Annotated in this window: 14 protein-coding genes; 10 read left to right on the forward strand and 4 right to left on the reverse strand. The window is 64.7% G+C overall.

What is annotated here, in order from left to right; genetic code table 11:
• Nucleotides 1-92 precede the first annotated feature (92 nt).
• Entirely contained in the window at nt 93-986 is an 894-nt protein-coding gene (locus MTX34_RS12280) for a PAC2 family protein (RefSeq protein ID WP_243593583.1), read from the reverse strand.
• A 173-nt stretch (nt 987-1159) separates the two neighbouring features.
• On the opposite strand from MTX34_RS12280, the gene metH reads away from it, so the two are divergent.
• The 4 genes from metH to hisG are packed head-to-tail and all read left to right on the forward strand — an operon-like array spanning nt 1160 to nt 6614.
• Nucleotides 1160-4729, forward strand: a complete 3570-nt coding sequence (gene metH / locus MTX34_RS12285; RefSeq protein ID WP_243609616.1) for a methionine synthase — start codon at nt 1160-1162, stop codon at nt 4727-4729.
• The gene (locus tag MTX34_RS12290) at nt 4722-5390 is read left to right on the forward strand and encodes an HAD family phosphatase (protein WP_243609617.1); all 669 of its coding nucleotides are present in this window, start codon (nt 4722-4724) and stop codon (nt 5388-5390) included. The genes metH and MTX34_RS12290 overlap by 8 nt, the downstream gene beginning before the upstream one ends.
• Nucleotides 5391-5450: 60 nt before the next feature.
• Nucleotides 5451-5714, forward strand: a complete 264-nt coding sequence (locus MTX34_RS12295) for a phosphoribosyl-ATP diphosphatase (RefSeq protein WP_243593048.1) — start codon at nt 5451-5453, stop codon at nt 5712-5714.
• Between the two features lie 48 nt (nt 5715-5762).
• Nucleotides 5763-6614, forward strand: coding sequence for an ATP phosphoribosyltransferase (gene hisG / locus MTX34_RS12300; RefSeq protein ID WP_243609618.1), 852 nt, complete (start codon nt 5763-5765; stop codon nt 6612-6614).
• 50 nt (nt 6615-6664) lie between these two features.
• Here the strand turns inward: hisG and MTX34_RS12305 are convergent, their stop codons facing one another.
• Together MTX34_RS12305 and MTX34_RS12310 are read right to left on the reverse strand one after the other, a co-directional pair.
• On the reverse strand, nt 6665-7477 hold the full coding sequence (locus tag MTX34_RS12305; protein ID WP_243609619.1) for a thioesterase family protein: 813 nt from the start codon (nt 7475-7477) through the stop codon (nt 6665-6667).
• The gene (locus tag MTX34_RS12310) at nt 7474-8307 is read right to left on the reverse strand and encodes a RecB family exonuclease (RefSeq protein WP_243593581.1); all 834 of its coding nucleotides are present in this window, start codon (nt 8305-8307) and stop codon (nt 7474-7476) included. Before MTX34_RS12310 ends, MTX34_RS12305 begins: the two co-directional genes overlap by 4 nt.
• A 369-nt stretch (nt 8308-8676) precedes the next feature.
• Between MTX34_RS12310 and MTX34_RS12315 the strand changes: the two genes are divergently transcribed.
• The gene (locus MTX34_RS12315) at nt 8677-9537 is read left to right on the forward strand and encodes a tRNA (adenine-N1)-methyltransferase (protein ID WP_243593580.1); all 861 of its coding nucleotides are present in this window, start codon (nt 8677-8679) and stop codon (nt 9535-9537) included.
• Nucleotides 9538-9575: 38 nt separating this feature from the next.
• Here the strand turns inward: MTX34_RS12315 and MTX34_RS12320 are convergent, their stop codons facing one another.
• Nucleotides 9576-10052: a hypothetical protein gene (locus MTX34_RS12320; RefSeq protein WP_243609664.1), complete on the reverse strand. Its 477-nt coding sequence runs from the start codon at nt 10050-10052 to the stop codon at nt 9576-9578.
• 183 nt (nt 10053-10235) lie between these two features.
• On the opposite strand from MTX34_RS12320, the gene arc reads away from it, so the two are divergent.
• From arc to prcA, 5 genes are all read left to right on the forward strand, one after another.
• Nucleotides 10236-11999, forward strand: a complete 1764-nt coding sequence (gene arc, locus MTX34_RS12325; RefSeq protein ID WP_243609620.1) for a proteasome ATPase — start codon at nt 10236-10238, stop codon at nt 11997-11999.
• A gap of 80 nt (nt 12000-12079) precedes the next feature.
• The gene (gene dop / locus MTX34_RS12330; RefSeq protein WP_032398070.1) at nt 12080-13579 is read left to right on the forward strand and encodes a depupylase/deamidase Dop; all 1500 of its coding nucleotides are present in this window, start codon (nt 12080-12082) and stop codon (nt 13577-13579) included.
• A 194-nt stretch (nt 13580-13773) separates the two neighbouring features.
• On the forward strand, nt 13774-13968 hold the full coding sequence (locus MTX34_RS12335; protein ID WP_008716348.1) for a ubiquitin-like protein Pup: 195 nt from the start codon (nt 13774-13776) through the stop codon (nt 13966-13968).
• A complete protein-coding gene (gene prcB, locus MTX34_RS12340; RefSeq protein WP_374639464.1) occupies nt 13965-14906 on the forward strand; it encodes a proteasome subunit beta in 942 nt (313 codons plus the stop codon). Before MTX34_RS12335 ends, prcB begins: the two co-directional genes overlap by 4 nt.
• The gene (gene prcA, locus MTX34_RS12345; protein ID WP_243609621.1) at nt 14903-15676 is read left to right on the forward strand and encodes a proteasome subunit alpha; all 774 of its coding nucleotides are present in this window, start codon (nt 14903-14905) and stop codon (nt 15674-15676) included. Before prcB ends, prcA begins: the two co-directional genes overlap by 4 nt.
• Nucleotides 15677-15695: the final 19 nt, after the last annotated feature.

The following is a 15695-nucleotide window of genomic DNA, read 5'->3' on the forward strand; positions in this document are numbered from 1 at the left end:
GGTTGCGGGGTCGGGGTGACGCCACCGCTGCGGTGACGTTACGTCGGGATCAGAAAGACCTCACCGGCTGCCGGTCCCTCGTGTGCGGTCGGTCAGAGCCCGAAGTTGCCCGGACCCCGGCGCCTCAGGTACTTCTCGAACTCGGCCGCGATGGCGTCGCCGTCGATCTTGGCGATCGCATCGGACATGTCCACCTCGGCGTCGCCGCGCTCCTCGAGGCTGCGGACGTATTCACTGATCTCCTCGTCTTCCTTCGTCATCTCGGTCACCGCCTCTTCCCATTCCTCGGCCTGGGCGGGCAGTTCGCCGAGCGGTACCTCGATGTCGAGCACGTCCTCGACCCGCTGCAGCAGAGCCACGGTGGCCTTGGGGTTGGGCGGCTGCGAGACGTAGTGGGGAACAGCAGCCCAGAAGGAGACCGCGGGCACCCCGGCCTTGACGCACTCGTCCTGCAGCACTCCGGTGATTCCGGTCGGCCCCTCGTAGCGGGTCTGTTCGAGATTGAACTGTTCGGCCGACTCGGTGCTGTACGCGGTGCCCGTCACCGGAACGGGCCTGGTGTGCGGAGTGTCGGCCAACAGTGCTCCCAGGATCACCACGGTCTCGACGCCGAGCTGTTCGACGAATTCGAGCAGATCGTCGCAGAAACTGCGCCAGCGCATGTTCGGTTCGATGCCGCGCAGCAGCACAACGTCGCGCGAGCTGCCGGGAGGTGAACACACCGACAGTCGAGTCGACGGCCACTCGATCTCGCGAGTGACACCGTCCACCTGACGGACAGTAGGACGGTTGACCTGGTAGTCGTAGTAGTCCTCGGAGTCCAATTCGGCCAGTGGGCTGGCGTCCCAGATCAGCTCGAGATGTTCGACCGCGCCGCTGGCCGCATCGCCTGCGTCGTTCCAGCCTTCGAAGGCCGCGACCAGAATGGGGGACCGCAACTCGGGGATGTCGTCGTCGAGATCGTCGAGGTCTGTGGCGTTGGCCACAGCGTCGTGGACTGCCTCGATCAATGCAGCATCGAGAGGCACATCCGATCCAGAACCTGAAATGTCCGTATTTTCGGTACCGTCGTCGATCGGGGACTGGCCATCGAGGTTTCGGGGACTCACCACGACAGCCTACGACCCGACGTAACTTCGGTGCCCACTACTCTGTAGTGATGCCCGCTGAACACAAGCCCAGTCTGCTCGATGCGATTTCACGTCGCGTTGTCATCGGCGACGGCGCGATGGGCACGATGCTCCAGGACGCAGAGCTGACTCTCGACGACTTCATCGGTCTCGAAGGTTGCAACGAAATCCTCAACGACACCAGGCCGGATGTCCTGCGGGAGATCCACCGCGAGTACTTCGCGGCCGGTGCCGACGCCGTCGAGACCAACACCTTCGGTTGCAATCTGCCCAACCTCGCCGATTACGACATCGAGGACCGCATCCGTGAACTTGCGGAGAAGGGCACCCGGCTCGCGCGTGAGACCGCCGACGAGATGGGCCCCGGCCGCGATGGAATGGGCCGCTACGTGCTGGGCTCGATGGGCCCTGGCACCAAGCTCCCCACTCTCGGACATGCCCCGTTCGCCCGGCTGCGCGACGCATACACCGAGGCCGCCCTCGGCATGATCGACGGCGGTGCCGACGCCATCCTGGTCGAGACCTGCCAGGATCTGCTCCAGGTCAAGGCAGCCATCATCGGTAGCCAGCATGCGATGGACAAGCTCGGGGTTCGCATCCCGATCATCACCCACGTCACCGTCGAGACGACGGGCGCGATGCTTGTCGGCAGCGAGATCGGTGCCGCGCTGACGGCCCTCGAACCCCTCGGTATCGACATGATCGGGCTCAACTGCGCGACCGGCCCGGCCGAGATGAGCGAGCACCTGCGCCATCTGTCGAAGCATTCGCGTCTCCCGGTCTCGGTGATGCCGAATGCCGGACTACCCACCCTCGGTGCCAAGGGTGCCGAGTACCCCCTGACCGCCCCCGAACTGGCCGAGGCCCTGAGCGGCTTCGTCAACGAGTACGGTTTGGCGCTCGTCGGCGGTTGCTGCGGCACCACACCCGACCACATCCGCCAGGTTGCCGACATGGTCCACGGGGCCACGAAACTCGAACGTCGGCCTGCCCCCGAGCCGGGTGTCTCCTCGCTCTACACCGCCGTTCCGTTCGAGCAGGATGCCAGCATCCTGATGATCGGCGAGCGAACCAACTCCAACGGATCCAAGGCATTCCGCGACGCGATGCTCGCCGAGGACTACGAGAAGTGCCTCGACATCGCCAAGGATCAGACGCGCGACGGTGCCCACATGCTCGACCTCAACGTCGATTACGTAGGCCGCGACGGTGCCGCCGACATGGCCGCGTTGGCCAGCCGCCTGGCGACGGCGTCGACCCTGCCGATCATGCTCGACTCCACCGAACCTGCTGTTCTCGAAGCCGGTTTGGAGCACCTCGGTGGGCGCAGCGCGGTGAACTCGGTCAACTACGAGGACGGCGACGGGCCCGATTCGCGGTTCCAGAAGATCATGCGACTGGTCAAGGAGCACGGCGCCGCTGTCGTCGCTCTGACCATCGACGAAGAGGGGCAGGCACGTACGGCCGAGTGGAAGGTACGAGTCGCCGATCGGTTGATCACCGACATCACCGAGAACTGGGGCCTGCGCCACGAGGACATCATCGTCGACACCCTCACGTTCCCGATCTCGACGGGCCAGGAAGAGGTGCGCCGCGACGGTATCGAGACCATCGAGGCGATCCGTCAGCTCAAGGAGAAGTACCCGAAGGTGCACACCACCCTCGGACTGTCGAACATCTCGTTCGGCCTCAATCCCGCTGCACGCCAAGTACTGAACTCGGTGTTCCTGCACGAGTGCACACAGGCCGGTCTCGACACCGCCATCGTGCATGCGTCGAAGATCCTGCCGATGAACAAGATTCCCGACGAGCAGCGCGAGACTGCCCTCGATCTGGTGTACGACCGCCGCAGCGAGGGCTACGACCCGCTGCAGAAGCTCATGCAGCTCTTCGAGGGAGTATCCGCGGCGTCGGCGCGCGAATCCCGCGCCGAGGAACTCGGCCGCCTGCCACTGTTCGAGCGACTCGAACGCCGCATCGTCGACGGTGAACGCAACGGACTCGACGCCGATCTCGATTCAGCGATGACCGAGAAGCCACCGCTGGAGATCATCAACGAAACTCTGCTCTCGGGGATGAAGACCGTGGGCGAGCTGTTCGGCTCCGGTCAGATGCAGCTGCCGTTCGTGCTCGCCTCCGCCGAGGTGATGAAAGCGGCTGTGGCGTACCTCGAGCCGCACATGGAAGCGACCGACGACGACGGCAAGGGCCGCATCGTGCTCGGCACCGTGAAGGGCGACGTCCACGACATCGGCAAGAACCTCGTCGACATCATCCTGAGCAACAACGGCTACGAGGTCGTCAATCTCGGTATCAAGCAACCGATTTCGACGATTCTGGAAGCTGCCATCGACAAGCGCGCCGATGTGATCGGCATGTCGGGACTGCTGGTGAAGTCCACCGTGGTCATGAAGGACAATCTGATCGAGCTCAACTCCAAGGGCGTCGCCGAGCAATTCCCGGTGCTGCTGGGCGGAGCGGCGCTGACGCGGTCGTATGTCGAGAACGATCTGCAGGACGTCTACGAGGGTGACGTGCACTATGCGCGTGACGCTTTCGAGGGCCTTCGGTTGATGGACACCATCATGACCACCAAGCGCGGCGGCGGTCCGGCTCCGGACAGCCCCGAGGCGCTCGCCGCGAAGGCGAAGACGGCCGAGCGCAAGGAACGGCACGAGCGGTCCAAGCGCATCGCCGAGAAGCGCAAGGCGGCCGAGGCTCCGGTGGTCGTGCCCGAGCGATCCGATGTCGCTGCCGACATCGACATCCCGGTGCCACCGTTCTGGGGCACGCGCATCGTCAAGGGCGTGTCGCTGTCGGAGTACTCGGAGCTGCTCGACGAGCGCGCTCTGTTCCTGGGTCAGTGGGGTCTGCGTGGTGCGCGCAAGGGCGAGGGCGCCACGTACGAGGATCTGGTGGAGTCGGAAGGCAAACCGCGCCTGCGTTATTGGCTGGATCGGCTGAGCACCGACGGCATTCTGGCGCACGCGGCACTGGTGTACGGGTACTTCCCGGCAGTGTCCGAGGGCGACGACGTCGTGGTGCTCACCGAACCGGAACCCGATGCGCCCGAACGGTTCCGATTCACGTTCCCACGGCAGCACCGTGATCGATTCCTCTGTGTTGCAGACTTCGTGCGCTCGCGCACCGCCGCACGGGAATCCGGTCAGGTCGACGTACTGCCGATGAACCTGGTCACGATGGGCCAGCCCATCGCAGACTTCGCCAACGAACTGTTCGCGGCCGACGCGTACCGCGACTACCTCGAGGTCCATGGCATCGGCGTTCAGCTCACCGAGGCCTTGGCCGAGTACTGGCATCGCCGGGTGCGCGAGGAGCTGAAGCTGTCCGACGGCAATTCCGTTGCTTCGGAGGACCCCACCGAGGCCGAGGGCTTCTTCAAGCTCGAATACCGCGGCGCGCGTTACTCGTTCGGCTACGGTGCCTGCCCCGATCTCGAGGATCGCATCAAGCTCGCCGCGCTTCTCGAACCCGAGCGAATCGGCGTCAAGCTCTCCGAGGAACTGCAGCTACACCCCGAACAGTCGACCGATGCGTTCGTCCTTCATCACCCGGAGGCCAAGTACTTCAATGTCTAGAACCCACCTGCACGGCGTCCTGTGGGACATGGACGGCACCCTGCTCGACTCGGAGAAGATCTGGGACGTGGCCATCGGTGAGTACTCCCGAGATCTGGGTACCGAGTTGAGTGCGGAGGTCCGCGAGACCACTCTCGGCAACTCGATGCGCGACGCGTTGCGCAAGGTGCTGGCCAATGCCTCGATCGAGGCCACCGACGAGAACCTGGCTCGGGGTCGCGAATGGCTGACCGCCCGCGTCGGAGATCTGTTCGCGGAGGGGATTCCGTGGCGACCCGGTGCCAAGGATGCCCTTGCGCTCGTGCGCGAGATGGGTCTGTCCACGGGGCTGGTCACCAACACCGAGCGGGGCCTGGTCGAGCGAGCGCTCGACACCCTGGGGCGCGAGTACTTCGACGTCACGGTCACCGGCGACGAGGTCGAGGCAGGCAAACCGCACCCGGCACCGTACCTGCGCGGTGCTGCTCTGCTCGGTCTGGGTGCCGCGTCCTGCCTTGCCGTCGAGGATTCGCCCACCGGCTCGTTGTCTGCCCACACCGCGGGGTGTCCTGTGCTGGTGGTTCCGTCCGAGATCGCGGTGGCCGACGCTCCCGGATACACCATTCGCGACGGCCTGCTCGGCCTGACCGCCGACGACGTTCGGCGAGCCTGGGCGGGCTGATCCATCCCGACTTCGACCGAATTGGTACCCCTGAGCGACGACGTGAAAGAATAATCAGCCGTGAAGACTTTCGATTCGCTGTTCGCCGAGCTCACCGACCGCTCGAAGACCCGCCCAGAGGGTTCGGGCACCGTCGCAGCGTTGGACGCGGGAGTTCATTTCCAGGGCAAGAAGGTCCTCGAAGAAGCCGGTGAAGTGTGGATCGCCGCCGAGCACGAAAGCGACGAGGCTCTCGCCGAAGAGATCTCGCAGCTGCTGTACTGGGTCCAGGTGATGATGGTGGGCAGAGGCATCGAGCTCGAGGACGTCTACAAACATCTGTGAGGCAAGGCCTGCACCCCTCCTACGAACTCACCGATGAAGGAAAACTCCATGCTGCGCGTAGCCGTACCCAACAAGGGCGCTCTGTCCGAGTCCGCCGCCGAGATTCTCAGCGAAGCCGGCTATCGACGCCGAAGCGACTCGAAGGACCTGACGGTTCTCGATCCGGCCAACGGCGTCGAGTTCTTCTTCCTGCGCCCCAAGGACATCGCGATCTACGTCGGATCCGGCCAGTTGGATCTGGGCATCACCGGACGCGATCTGGCTCTCGATTCGGGTGCCGCGGTCGAGGAACGGCTGGCCCTCGGATTCGGCCGGTCCACCTTCCGCTACGCCGCACCAGCGGGCAAGGAATGGGCACCCGAGGACCTGGGCGGACTCCGCATCGCGACGTCCTACCCCAACCTGGTGCGTAAGGATCTGGCCGCCAGAGGGCTGGAGGCAACAGTCATTCGCCTCGACGGTGCGGTCGAGATTTCCATCCAGCTCGGGGTCGCCGACGCGATCGCGGACGTCGTCGAGTCGGGACGCTCGCTGCGTCAGAACAACCTGGTGGCCTTCGGCGAATCGCTCTGCGATTCGGAGGGTGTGTTGATCGAACGAGCAGGAACTCCGGGCACCGACTCGGCACGCAAGCAACTCATCGCCCGCGTACAGGGCGTGGTTTTCGCGCAGCAGTACCTGATGCTCGACTACGACTGCCCCAAGTCGATCCTCGACGATGCCGTGAAGATCACCCCCGGAATCGAATCGCCGACCCTCGCGCCGATGGTCGACGACAATTGGGTTGCCGTGCGCGCCATGGTTTCTCGTAAGGTGCACAACAACGTCATGGATCAGCTCGCCGAGCTGGGTGCCAAGGCGATCCTCGCCTCCGACATCAGGTCCTGCCGGGCGTTCTAGATCCGAGGTCACCGTCGTCGCAGCGTAGACGTCTCGATCGGACGGGACCGTCAGCTGCGACGCCGAACCAACACCGTCTGAGCGATACGCCCGACCGGTCCGAGTTCGTCGCTGAGTGTGCCCGCACACATGGCGATACCGTCCGGCCCGGTGGAGGTCTCGGCGGAGACCCCGATCCAATCGCCCTGCGGCACGCGGAACACGTGCACCGTCAGGTCGGTGTTCAGGAACGTCCATTCGTCGATCGGAAGCTTGGCACCGACTCCGTTCGCGATATCGGCAACCGAGAACAGTCGCTCCAGCGGAGTCATCGATTCCCCCTGCACCAGAACGGGTGTGGGCTTGGCCCATACCTGGCCGGGCCCCGGCACGCCCAACTCCGTGAGAAACTTGAAGGCGACCGCATCGAGATAGCCGGATGCCCAGAGTTCGCCGAACGTGTTGTCGATACCCTCGCTCACCGGTCGCATCGTCGGTTCGCCGGTGTGTACGACGTCGTCGGTCGGCGTGGTGCGCATACGCCATGCGCTGCCGCGGGCCACCGCCCTCGCCGTTCCCGACGTTCCTTCCGCCCAGAGCTCTGCGACGACCAGTTCGATGTTGGCACCGGGGCGCTCCGTCCAGGACCGAATCTCGATGTCTCCGACCGGAACCGGGCCGAGAATATCGACCGCCACGCGGCTGATGCGGGTGTCCTCCCTGGCGTCGACTCGCTCGAGAGCACGGACCAGCAGGGCCGACGGCGGAGCTCCGTGCTGCATCGTCGGTGCCCACAGGCTGACGGTGTGCTCGGTAGCGGTGACTCTTTCGTAGCCCTCGTCACCGACACCGGCCGGTACGAAGAAGGCGTTCGGAACCGTCACAGCTCGGCTCCCGTCTGTTCGGCAGCGGCCCGGGGCCAACCCGGATACGGCGGGGGAGTGCCGCCGAACTCCGGACACAGCGCCTGATGATCGCACCACTTGCACAGCGCACCCCGTTTGGCGCGGAAGTCGCCGGTCTCGCCTGCAGCCAGAATCGCTTTCCAGATGGCCGAGAGCATGCGCTCGAACCTGCGCAATTCTCCTTCGTCGGGGGCGTAGGTCAGCTCCTGCTTGTCCGCCAGATACATCAACTTCAGTTGCGCAGGAACAACTCCGCGCATGCGCATGACCATCAGGGCATAGAACTTCATCTGGAACAGGGCCTTGGATTCGGTGAACTCACGTGGTGCCCGGCCGGTCTTGTAGTCGACGACGCGGATCATCCCATTGGGTGCGACGTCGATCCGGTCGATGAAGCCGCGCAGCGGTGTCCCGTCGTCCAGATCGATCTCCACCCGCTGCTCGCAGGACTCGGGGTCGAAATGAGTCGGGTCCTCGAGTTCGTAGTATCCGGCGACGAGCGCACGGGCCCGATCGAGAAACGCCGGTCGTTCGTCGACCGGAACCAACGATTCGATGTCGGGTGACTCTGCGACCACCCGCTCCCACGCAGGATCGACCAGGCCCCGCGCAGTTGCCGGCACTCGTTCCTGGGCAGGCAACGCGTACAGGGCCTCGAGTGCGGCGTGCACCACAGTTCCTTTCACCTGTGCCTCGGTGGAAACCTCGGGAATTCGGTCCACGGCACGAAAGCGGTAGAGCAGTGGGCACTGCTTGAAATCACCTGCGCGCGAGGGCGACAACGCCGGTGTGCTGCGGGAGCCGGACATCGACGGCGGCGTCTGCGCACTGTCGCCGAGATCGAGTAGCGGCAAGTCGATGGGCGTCGAGACGGAAGTACTCACGACTGCGAGACTATGCCGTTGGTCCGACATCGTCGGTCAAGGCCGTAGTCTGGCACGTCGAGTCGTACTGGGTGTCCGGACCGAGCAGGTCGGCTGCCCAGCAGAGCAACGAAAGCAGGTTCCGCTGTGTCTTCCGGTGATCCGTCCTCCGGTGATTCCGCGTCCGCGTCGACCGACGGGTCCGAGGTCGACGTGATCGTCGATGCCCCGGTTCCGAGCGCGGACGAAGTGGTCACCGCGTCCGTCGACGAGATCGAACTCGGCGACGCTCTGACGACCGACGACGACGTACCGATCGAGCCGGTACCGACCGGCCCCGCCCGGAGCGGACCGTTCCGCGTGGGTGATCGAGTCCAGCTCACCGACGGGAAAGGCCGTCACTACACGGTGGTGCTCGAGGCGGGCAAGGAGTTCCACACCCATCGGGGCGGAATCACCCACGACAAACTGCTCGGTGCCGACGAGGGCAGCGTCGTCACGTCCGTCAACGGGACCCCCTACCTCGCGCTTCGGCCGCTGCTGACCGACTACGTGCTGTCGATGCCGCGTGGCGCGCAGGTCATCTACCCCAAGGACGCAGCGCAGATCGTGCACGAGGGCGACATGTTCCCCGGAGCGCGCGTACTGGAGGCCGGTGCCGGATCGGGCGCTCTGACGTGTTCGCTGCTGCGTGCCGTCGGTACCGCAGGAACGGTCATCTCCTACGAGATCCGCCAGGACCATGCCGACTACGCGATCAAGAACGTCGAGACGTTCTTCGGAGAGCGGCCGTCCAACTGGCACCTGACGGTGGCCGACGTGGACCAGTTCGGTGTCGATCGTCCCGGTGAGCAGGTCGATCGGGTCGTACTCGACATGCTCGCGCCCTGGGATGCATTGCCCGCGGTATCGAAGGCTCTCGTTCCCGGCGGCGTTCTGCTGGTCTACGTCGCTACCGTGACGCAGCTGTCCAAGGTCGTCGAAGCCCTACGCGCACAGGAGTGCTGGACCGAACCCCGTTCGTGGGAGTCGATGGTCCGTGGGTGGCACGTCGTCGGACTGGCAGTTCGGCCCGAGCATCGTATGCAAGGACACACGGCGTTCCTCGTCAGTGTTCGACGCCTCGCCGAGGGCACCGTGACGCCCAAGCCGCAGCGTCGATCCGGCAAGGGCTGACGATCAGCGGCGTCGCCGGAAGTTCCTGACCTCTCGGCCTAGGCGCAGGGAGCCTGTCCCATGGCCAGAATCTGGCAGGTGCTCGCATCGGAGAGCTTCCAGTCGCCGTCCATCAGTACCCAGGTCTGCGGAGACGGAGCTGCCGTCCCCCGAGGAGTGGCGATCGCGACGTCCGCGGTGGACGTCTCGCCCTCGACAGTCGGTTCGCCGACCTCGAAAGTGATCGCGCCGTAGTTCGCCAGGGCCCCTGTCATCGTTTCGAGGTTCGTCAAGCGCGCCTGCCCGTTCTCCACGCTGCCGGCCTTCGTCGCCGCGTCGACGTCGGGGGCAACCAGTTGCAGCAGAGATGCTTCGAGTTCACCGGATGTCGGTACTGCGACGGCAGGCGCATCGGTTGCCGGGTCGCTGCTCTCGGCGGCCGACGTCGAATTGTGATCGGATTCGTTGCCCGAGCTGCACCCGGCTACCGACACCGCCGCTGCCGCGAGTGCGAGACCTACCGAAAAAATGCGCATCTTCACTGGTGCAGCCCCTGAATCCATCGTCCGCCAATCGGTTTGTCAGGTGAGGCTAACATGAACTCGAGGGGTCTTCGGGGCCATCGAATCGGGCGGTTGCGGACAGCGTTCGTGGTGTCGGTCCGCACTTTCGGGCCGGTGCCGGTAGCGTTGAAAGATCGTCACTGGGAGGAGTCGCTCATGAGCTCAACAGACAATCCGGATGTGGCCGCGGCCAGAGCCGAACTGGACGCCGTGCGAGCCGAAGCTGCTTCACTGCGTCGTCAACTGGGGGAGTCCCCCGAGCAGGTACGCGAACTCGAAGGTCGCGTGGACTCACTGTCGCTGCGCAATGCGAAGTTGATGGACACCCTCAAGGAGGCCAGGCAGCAGCTCATCGCACTCCGCGAGGAAGTCGACCGCCTCGGCCAGCCACCGAGCGGCTACGGCGTTCTGCTGAGCGTCTTCGACGACGGCACCGTCGATGTGTTCACCTCCGGCCGCAAGATGCGCCTGACGTGCTCGCCCAACATCGAGGCCGATTCGTTGGCACCGGGACAGACGGTGCGCCTGAACGAGGCGCTGACCATCGTCGAGGCCTGCACCTTCGATCAGGTCGGCGAGATCAGCACTCTGCGCGAGCTTCTGGGCGACGGATCGCGAGCACTCGTCGTCGGTCACGCCGACGAGGAGCGCGTCGTCTGGTTGGCCAAGCCGTTGATCGACATGGTCAACGACGAGGGCCCCATCGATCCGGACGAACCGTCGCGCAAACTGCGACCCGGTGACTCGCTGCTCGTCGACACCAAGGCCGGCTACGCCTTCGAGCGAGTCCCCAAGGCCGAGGTGGAGGATCTCGTTCTCGAAGAGGTCCCGGACGTCGGATACGGGGACATCGGCGGTCTCGGTCGACAGATCGAGCAGATTCGTGACGCCGTCGAACTTCCGTTCCTGCACAAGGATCTGTTCCGCGAGTACTCTCTGCGGCCACCGAAGGGTGTTCTGCTCTACGGACCTCCCGGCTGCGGAAAGACGTTGATTGCCAAGGCGGTTGCCAATTCGTTGGCCAAGAAGATCGCCGAGGCCCGCGGACAGGACGCCAAGGAAGCGAAGTCGTTCTTCCTCAACATCAAGGGCCCCGAACTGCTCAACAAGTTCGTCGGCGAGACCGAGCGTCACATTCGCATGATCTTCCAGCGCGCCCGGGAGAAGGCGTCCGAGGGCACCCCGGTCATCGTGTTCTTCGACGAGATGGACTCGATCTTCCGTACCCGTGGTTCGGGCGTCTCGTCCGACGTCGAGACGACGGTCGTGCCGCAGCTACTCGCCGAGATCGACGGCGTGGAGGGCCTCGAGAACGTCATCGTGATCGGTGCCTCCAACCGTGAGGACATGATCGATCCCGCGATCCTGCGGCCCGGTCGCTTGGACGTGAAGATCAAGATCGAGCGACCCGACGCCGAATCGGCTCAGGACATCTTCTCCAAGTACCTGACCGACTCGCTTCCGGTCAATGCCGACGATGTGGCGGAGTTCGGCGGCGACCGTGCTGCCTGCATCCGAGGGATGATCGACCGCGTCGTCGAGCGCATGTACGCGGAGAGCGACGACAACCGCTTCCTCGAGGTGACATATGCCAACGGAGACAAGGAAGTTCTGTACTTCAAGGATTTCAACTCCGGTGCCATGATCCAGAACATCGTCGACCGAGCGAAGAAGTACGCCATCAAGTCGGTACTCGAAACCGGCAATGCCGGTCTGCGCATTCAACACCTGTTCGACTCCATCGTCGACGAGTTCGCGGAGAACGAGGATCTGCCGAACACCACGAACCCGGACGACTGGGCTCGAATCTCCGGCAAGAAGGGCGAGCGGATCGTCTACATCCGCACGCTGGTCACCGGCAAGAACGCCAGCGCAAGCCGGGCAATCGACACCGAGGCCAACACCGGCCAGTACCTGTAGATCCCGCACAGACCTGTTTCGGGGCGCGTCCGCACAGGGCGCGCCCCGATTCGTCTGTGCACTCCGTCTAGGCTCGACTGATGCAGCGCATCATCGGTATCGAGGTCGAGTACGGAATTTCGTCGCCTACCGAACCCACCGCAAACCCGATCCTGACGTCGACCCAGGCAGTGTTGGCCTACGCGGCAGCAGCAGGGGTGCCGCGGGCCAAGCGCACGCGCTGGGACTACGAGGTCGAATCTCCGCTACGCGACGCCCGCGGCTTCGACCTCGGGCGCTTCAGCGGCCCGGCTCCGGTCATCGACGCCGACGAAATCGGTGCGGCCAACATGATTCTCACCAACGGGGCCCGCCTCTACGTCGACCACGCTCACCCCGAGTACTCGGCTCCGGAGGTCCGTGATCCCCTGGACGCAGTCATCTGGGACAAAGCAGGCGAGCGCGTGATGGAAGCGGCTGCACGGCACGCGTCGAGCGTCCCGGGGGCGCCACGCCTGCAGCTGTACAAGAACAACGTCGACGGCAAAGGCGCGTCGTACGGCACGCACGAGAACTACTTGATGTCGCGCGAGACGCCGTTCTCGGCGGTCATCGCCGGTCTGTCGCCGTTCTTCGCCTCCAGGCAGGTCATCACCGGTTCGGGACGCGTCGGAATCGGCCAGTCGGGCGACGAGGCCGGCTTCCAGCTCTCGCAGCGGGCGGATTACATCGAGGTGGAGGTGGGGCTCGAGACCACCCTCAAACGCGGCATCATCAACACGCGCGACGAACCGCACGCGGACGCCGACAAGTATCGCCGCCTGCATTGCATCATCGGCGACGCCAATCTCGCCGAGATGTCCACCTATCTGAAGGTGGGCACCACAGCGCTCGTACTCGACATCATCGAGGCCGGGGTCGACCTGTCCGATCTGCAGCTGGCCAGGCCGGTGACCGCTGTTCATCAGATCAGCCACGATCCGACGCTGCGCAAGGCCGTCGCTCTGGCGGACGGCCGCGAACTGACCGGGCTTGCGCTGCAGCGGATCTACCACCAGCGCGTTGCGAAGTTCGTCGCTGCCGAGGGCAGTGACGATGCGCGAGCACTGGACGTGCTCGACAAGTGGGCGATGGTCCTCGACCTCCTCGAACGCGATCCGATGGAATGCGCGCATCTGTTGGACTGGCCTGCGAAACTGCGGCTGCTCGAGGGTTTCCGCCAGCGGGAGGGGCTCGGCTGGTCGGCGCCGAGGCTGCATCTGGTGGACCTGCAGTACTCCGATGTTCGCCTGGACAAAGGCCTGTACAACCGGCTGGTTGCCCGAGGGTCGATGGATCGATTGGTCACCGAGCAGCAGGTGCTCGATGCCGTCGGCACGCCGCCGGAGGATACGAGGGCCTACTTCCGCGGCGAGTGTCTACGCAAGTTCGGGGCCGACATCGCTGCTGCGAGCTGGGACTCGGTCATCTTCGATCTCGGCGGTGACTCCCTCGTTCGCATTCCGACCCTCGAGCCACTCCGAGGCACCAAATCGCATGTCGGTGCATTGCTCGAGTCGGTCGACAGCGCCGCAGAACTCGTCGATCAGCTCACCAACTGACGCCCCAGGCGACAAGGGTCGACTATTCGCGGTGTCTTGCCAACCGGCGGAGTCGGTCTGTCGGTAGGGTAAAGGTCCGTGCACTTTCGGCGGAACGTTCGGTTGCACTTGCACATCCACGACGGTGCACCTCGAATCGATCGGTGAGAGTGCAGTAGATCTGTTTTCTCGATACACGGAGGAGGTCGGCGACTATGGCTCAGGAGCAGACACGGCGCTCTGGCGGCGGCGACGACGATGAGGTTCCAGGCGATACCGGAGCCGGTGGTCAGGAACGGCGCGAGAAGCTGGCCGAGGAGACCGACGACCTTCTCGACGAGATCGACGACGTGCTGGAGGAGAACGCCGAGGACTTCGTCCGCGCCTACGTTCAGAAGGGCGGCCAGTGACGGTGGATCGTTCGGACCCACGGTCGGCCGGCGACGGAATGACGATCCCACTGGGGTCGAGCAGCTCGTCGTTCTCCGACTACCTTCGTCGACACGCCCCCCATCTGTTGCCCGAGAGCGGGATCGCGGCGGATCTGGCGTCGCACACCGCCAACGGCACCACCGACAAGTCCGGCATTGCTCCGCACGGGACGACGATCGTCGCCCTGACCTACGCGGGCGGCGTTCTGATCGCAGGGGACCGCCGTGCCACCCAGGGCAATCTGATCGCCAACCGCGATATGCAGAAGGTCTACGTCACCGACGAGTACTCCGCCGCGGGCATCGCCGGGACTGCAGGCATCGCGATCGAACTCGTTCGGCTCTTCGCCGTCGAGCTCGAGCACTACGAGAAGATCGAAGGGGTTCCGCTCACCTTCAACGGTAAGGCCAACAAACTCTCGTCGATGGTGCGGAGCAATCTCGGCGCCGCGATGCAAGGACTCGCCGCGGTCCCCTTGCTGGTCGGATTCGACATCGACATCTCGGACCCCGACCGTGCCGGACGTATCGTGTCCTACGACGTGGTCGGCGGACGCTACGAGGAGCGTTCGGGCTACCACGCGGTGGGGTCGGGATCTCTGTTCGCCAAATCCGCGCTCAAGAAGCTCTATCGCCCAGGGATGTCGGAGGACGAGGCGATTCGGGCCGCGGTGGAGTCGCTGTACGACGCAGCCGACGACGACTCGGCCACCGGCGGACCCGACGTCACCCGAGGGATCTACCCGACGGCCGTCGCGATCACCAGCATCGGCGCGGATGATGTTGCGCACGACCGGATTTCGGCAGCGGCGCGGTCCGTTCTCGCCGAACGAACCGAGAGTGCCGCGCACACCGGTGGTGCCGAGCACCACACCCGGGCCGGCCAGCAAGTGAGCGAAGGGGGTAGCGCACCATGACGATGCCGTACTACGCATCTGCCGAACAGATCATGCGTGATCGTTCGGAATTGGCGCGCAAGGGAATCGGGCGAGGCCGCAGCGTCATCGTGCTGACGTATGCGGACGGGGTCCTGTTCGTGGCCGAGAACCGCTCGACGGCGTTGCACAAGGTCAGCGAACTCTATGACCGGATCGGCTTCGCGGCCGTGGGCAAGTACAACGAGTTCGAGAACCTGCGCAAGGCCGGCATTCAGCACGCCGACATCAAGGGGTACACCTACGATCGGCGTGACGTGACCGGACGTTCGCTCGCCAAGACGTATGCCCAGGCACTCGGCACGATCTTCACCGAGCAGCTCAAGCCCTACGAGGTCGAGATCTGTGTCGCGGAGGTGTCGCATCAGGACGAGCCGATCTCGACGCAGCTGTACCGCATCACTTACGACGGATCCATCGTCGACGAGCAGGATTTCGTCGTCATGGGCGGGACTACCGAGCCGATCGTGGCTGCGCTGAAGGACACGTACCGTTCCGGCCTCGATCTGGCGGACGCGGTACGTGTTGCGGTCGACGCACTCACGGCAGGCCCGGTGACGCCGCCTGCTGCGGGCGGCGAGCCGGAGAAGAAGGTTCTCGAAGTATCGGCGCTCGAAGTCGCCGTACTCGACCAAGGGCGGCCGCGACGAGCGTTCAGGCGCATCGCCGGAGCCGCGCTGGAAGAAATGTTGCCGGCTCCGGAAGCGTCGGTGGAGGCAGCGACCGACACCGACGGGGAATCGTCCTCGTAACAGGACCCCGACGCTCGTG

The organism is Rhodococcus sp. ARC_M5 (genome assembly GCF_022810405.1).
Lineage (GTDB): Bacteria > Actinomycetota > Actinomycetes > Mycobacteriales > Mycobacteriaceae > Rhodococcoides > Rhodococcoides navarretei.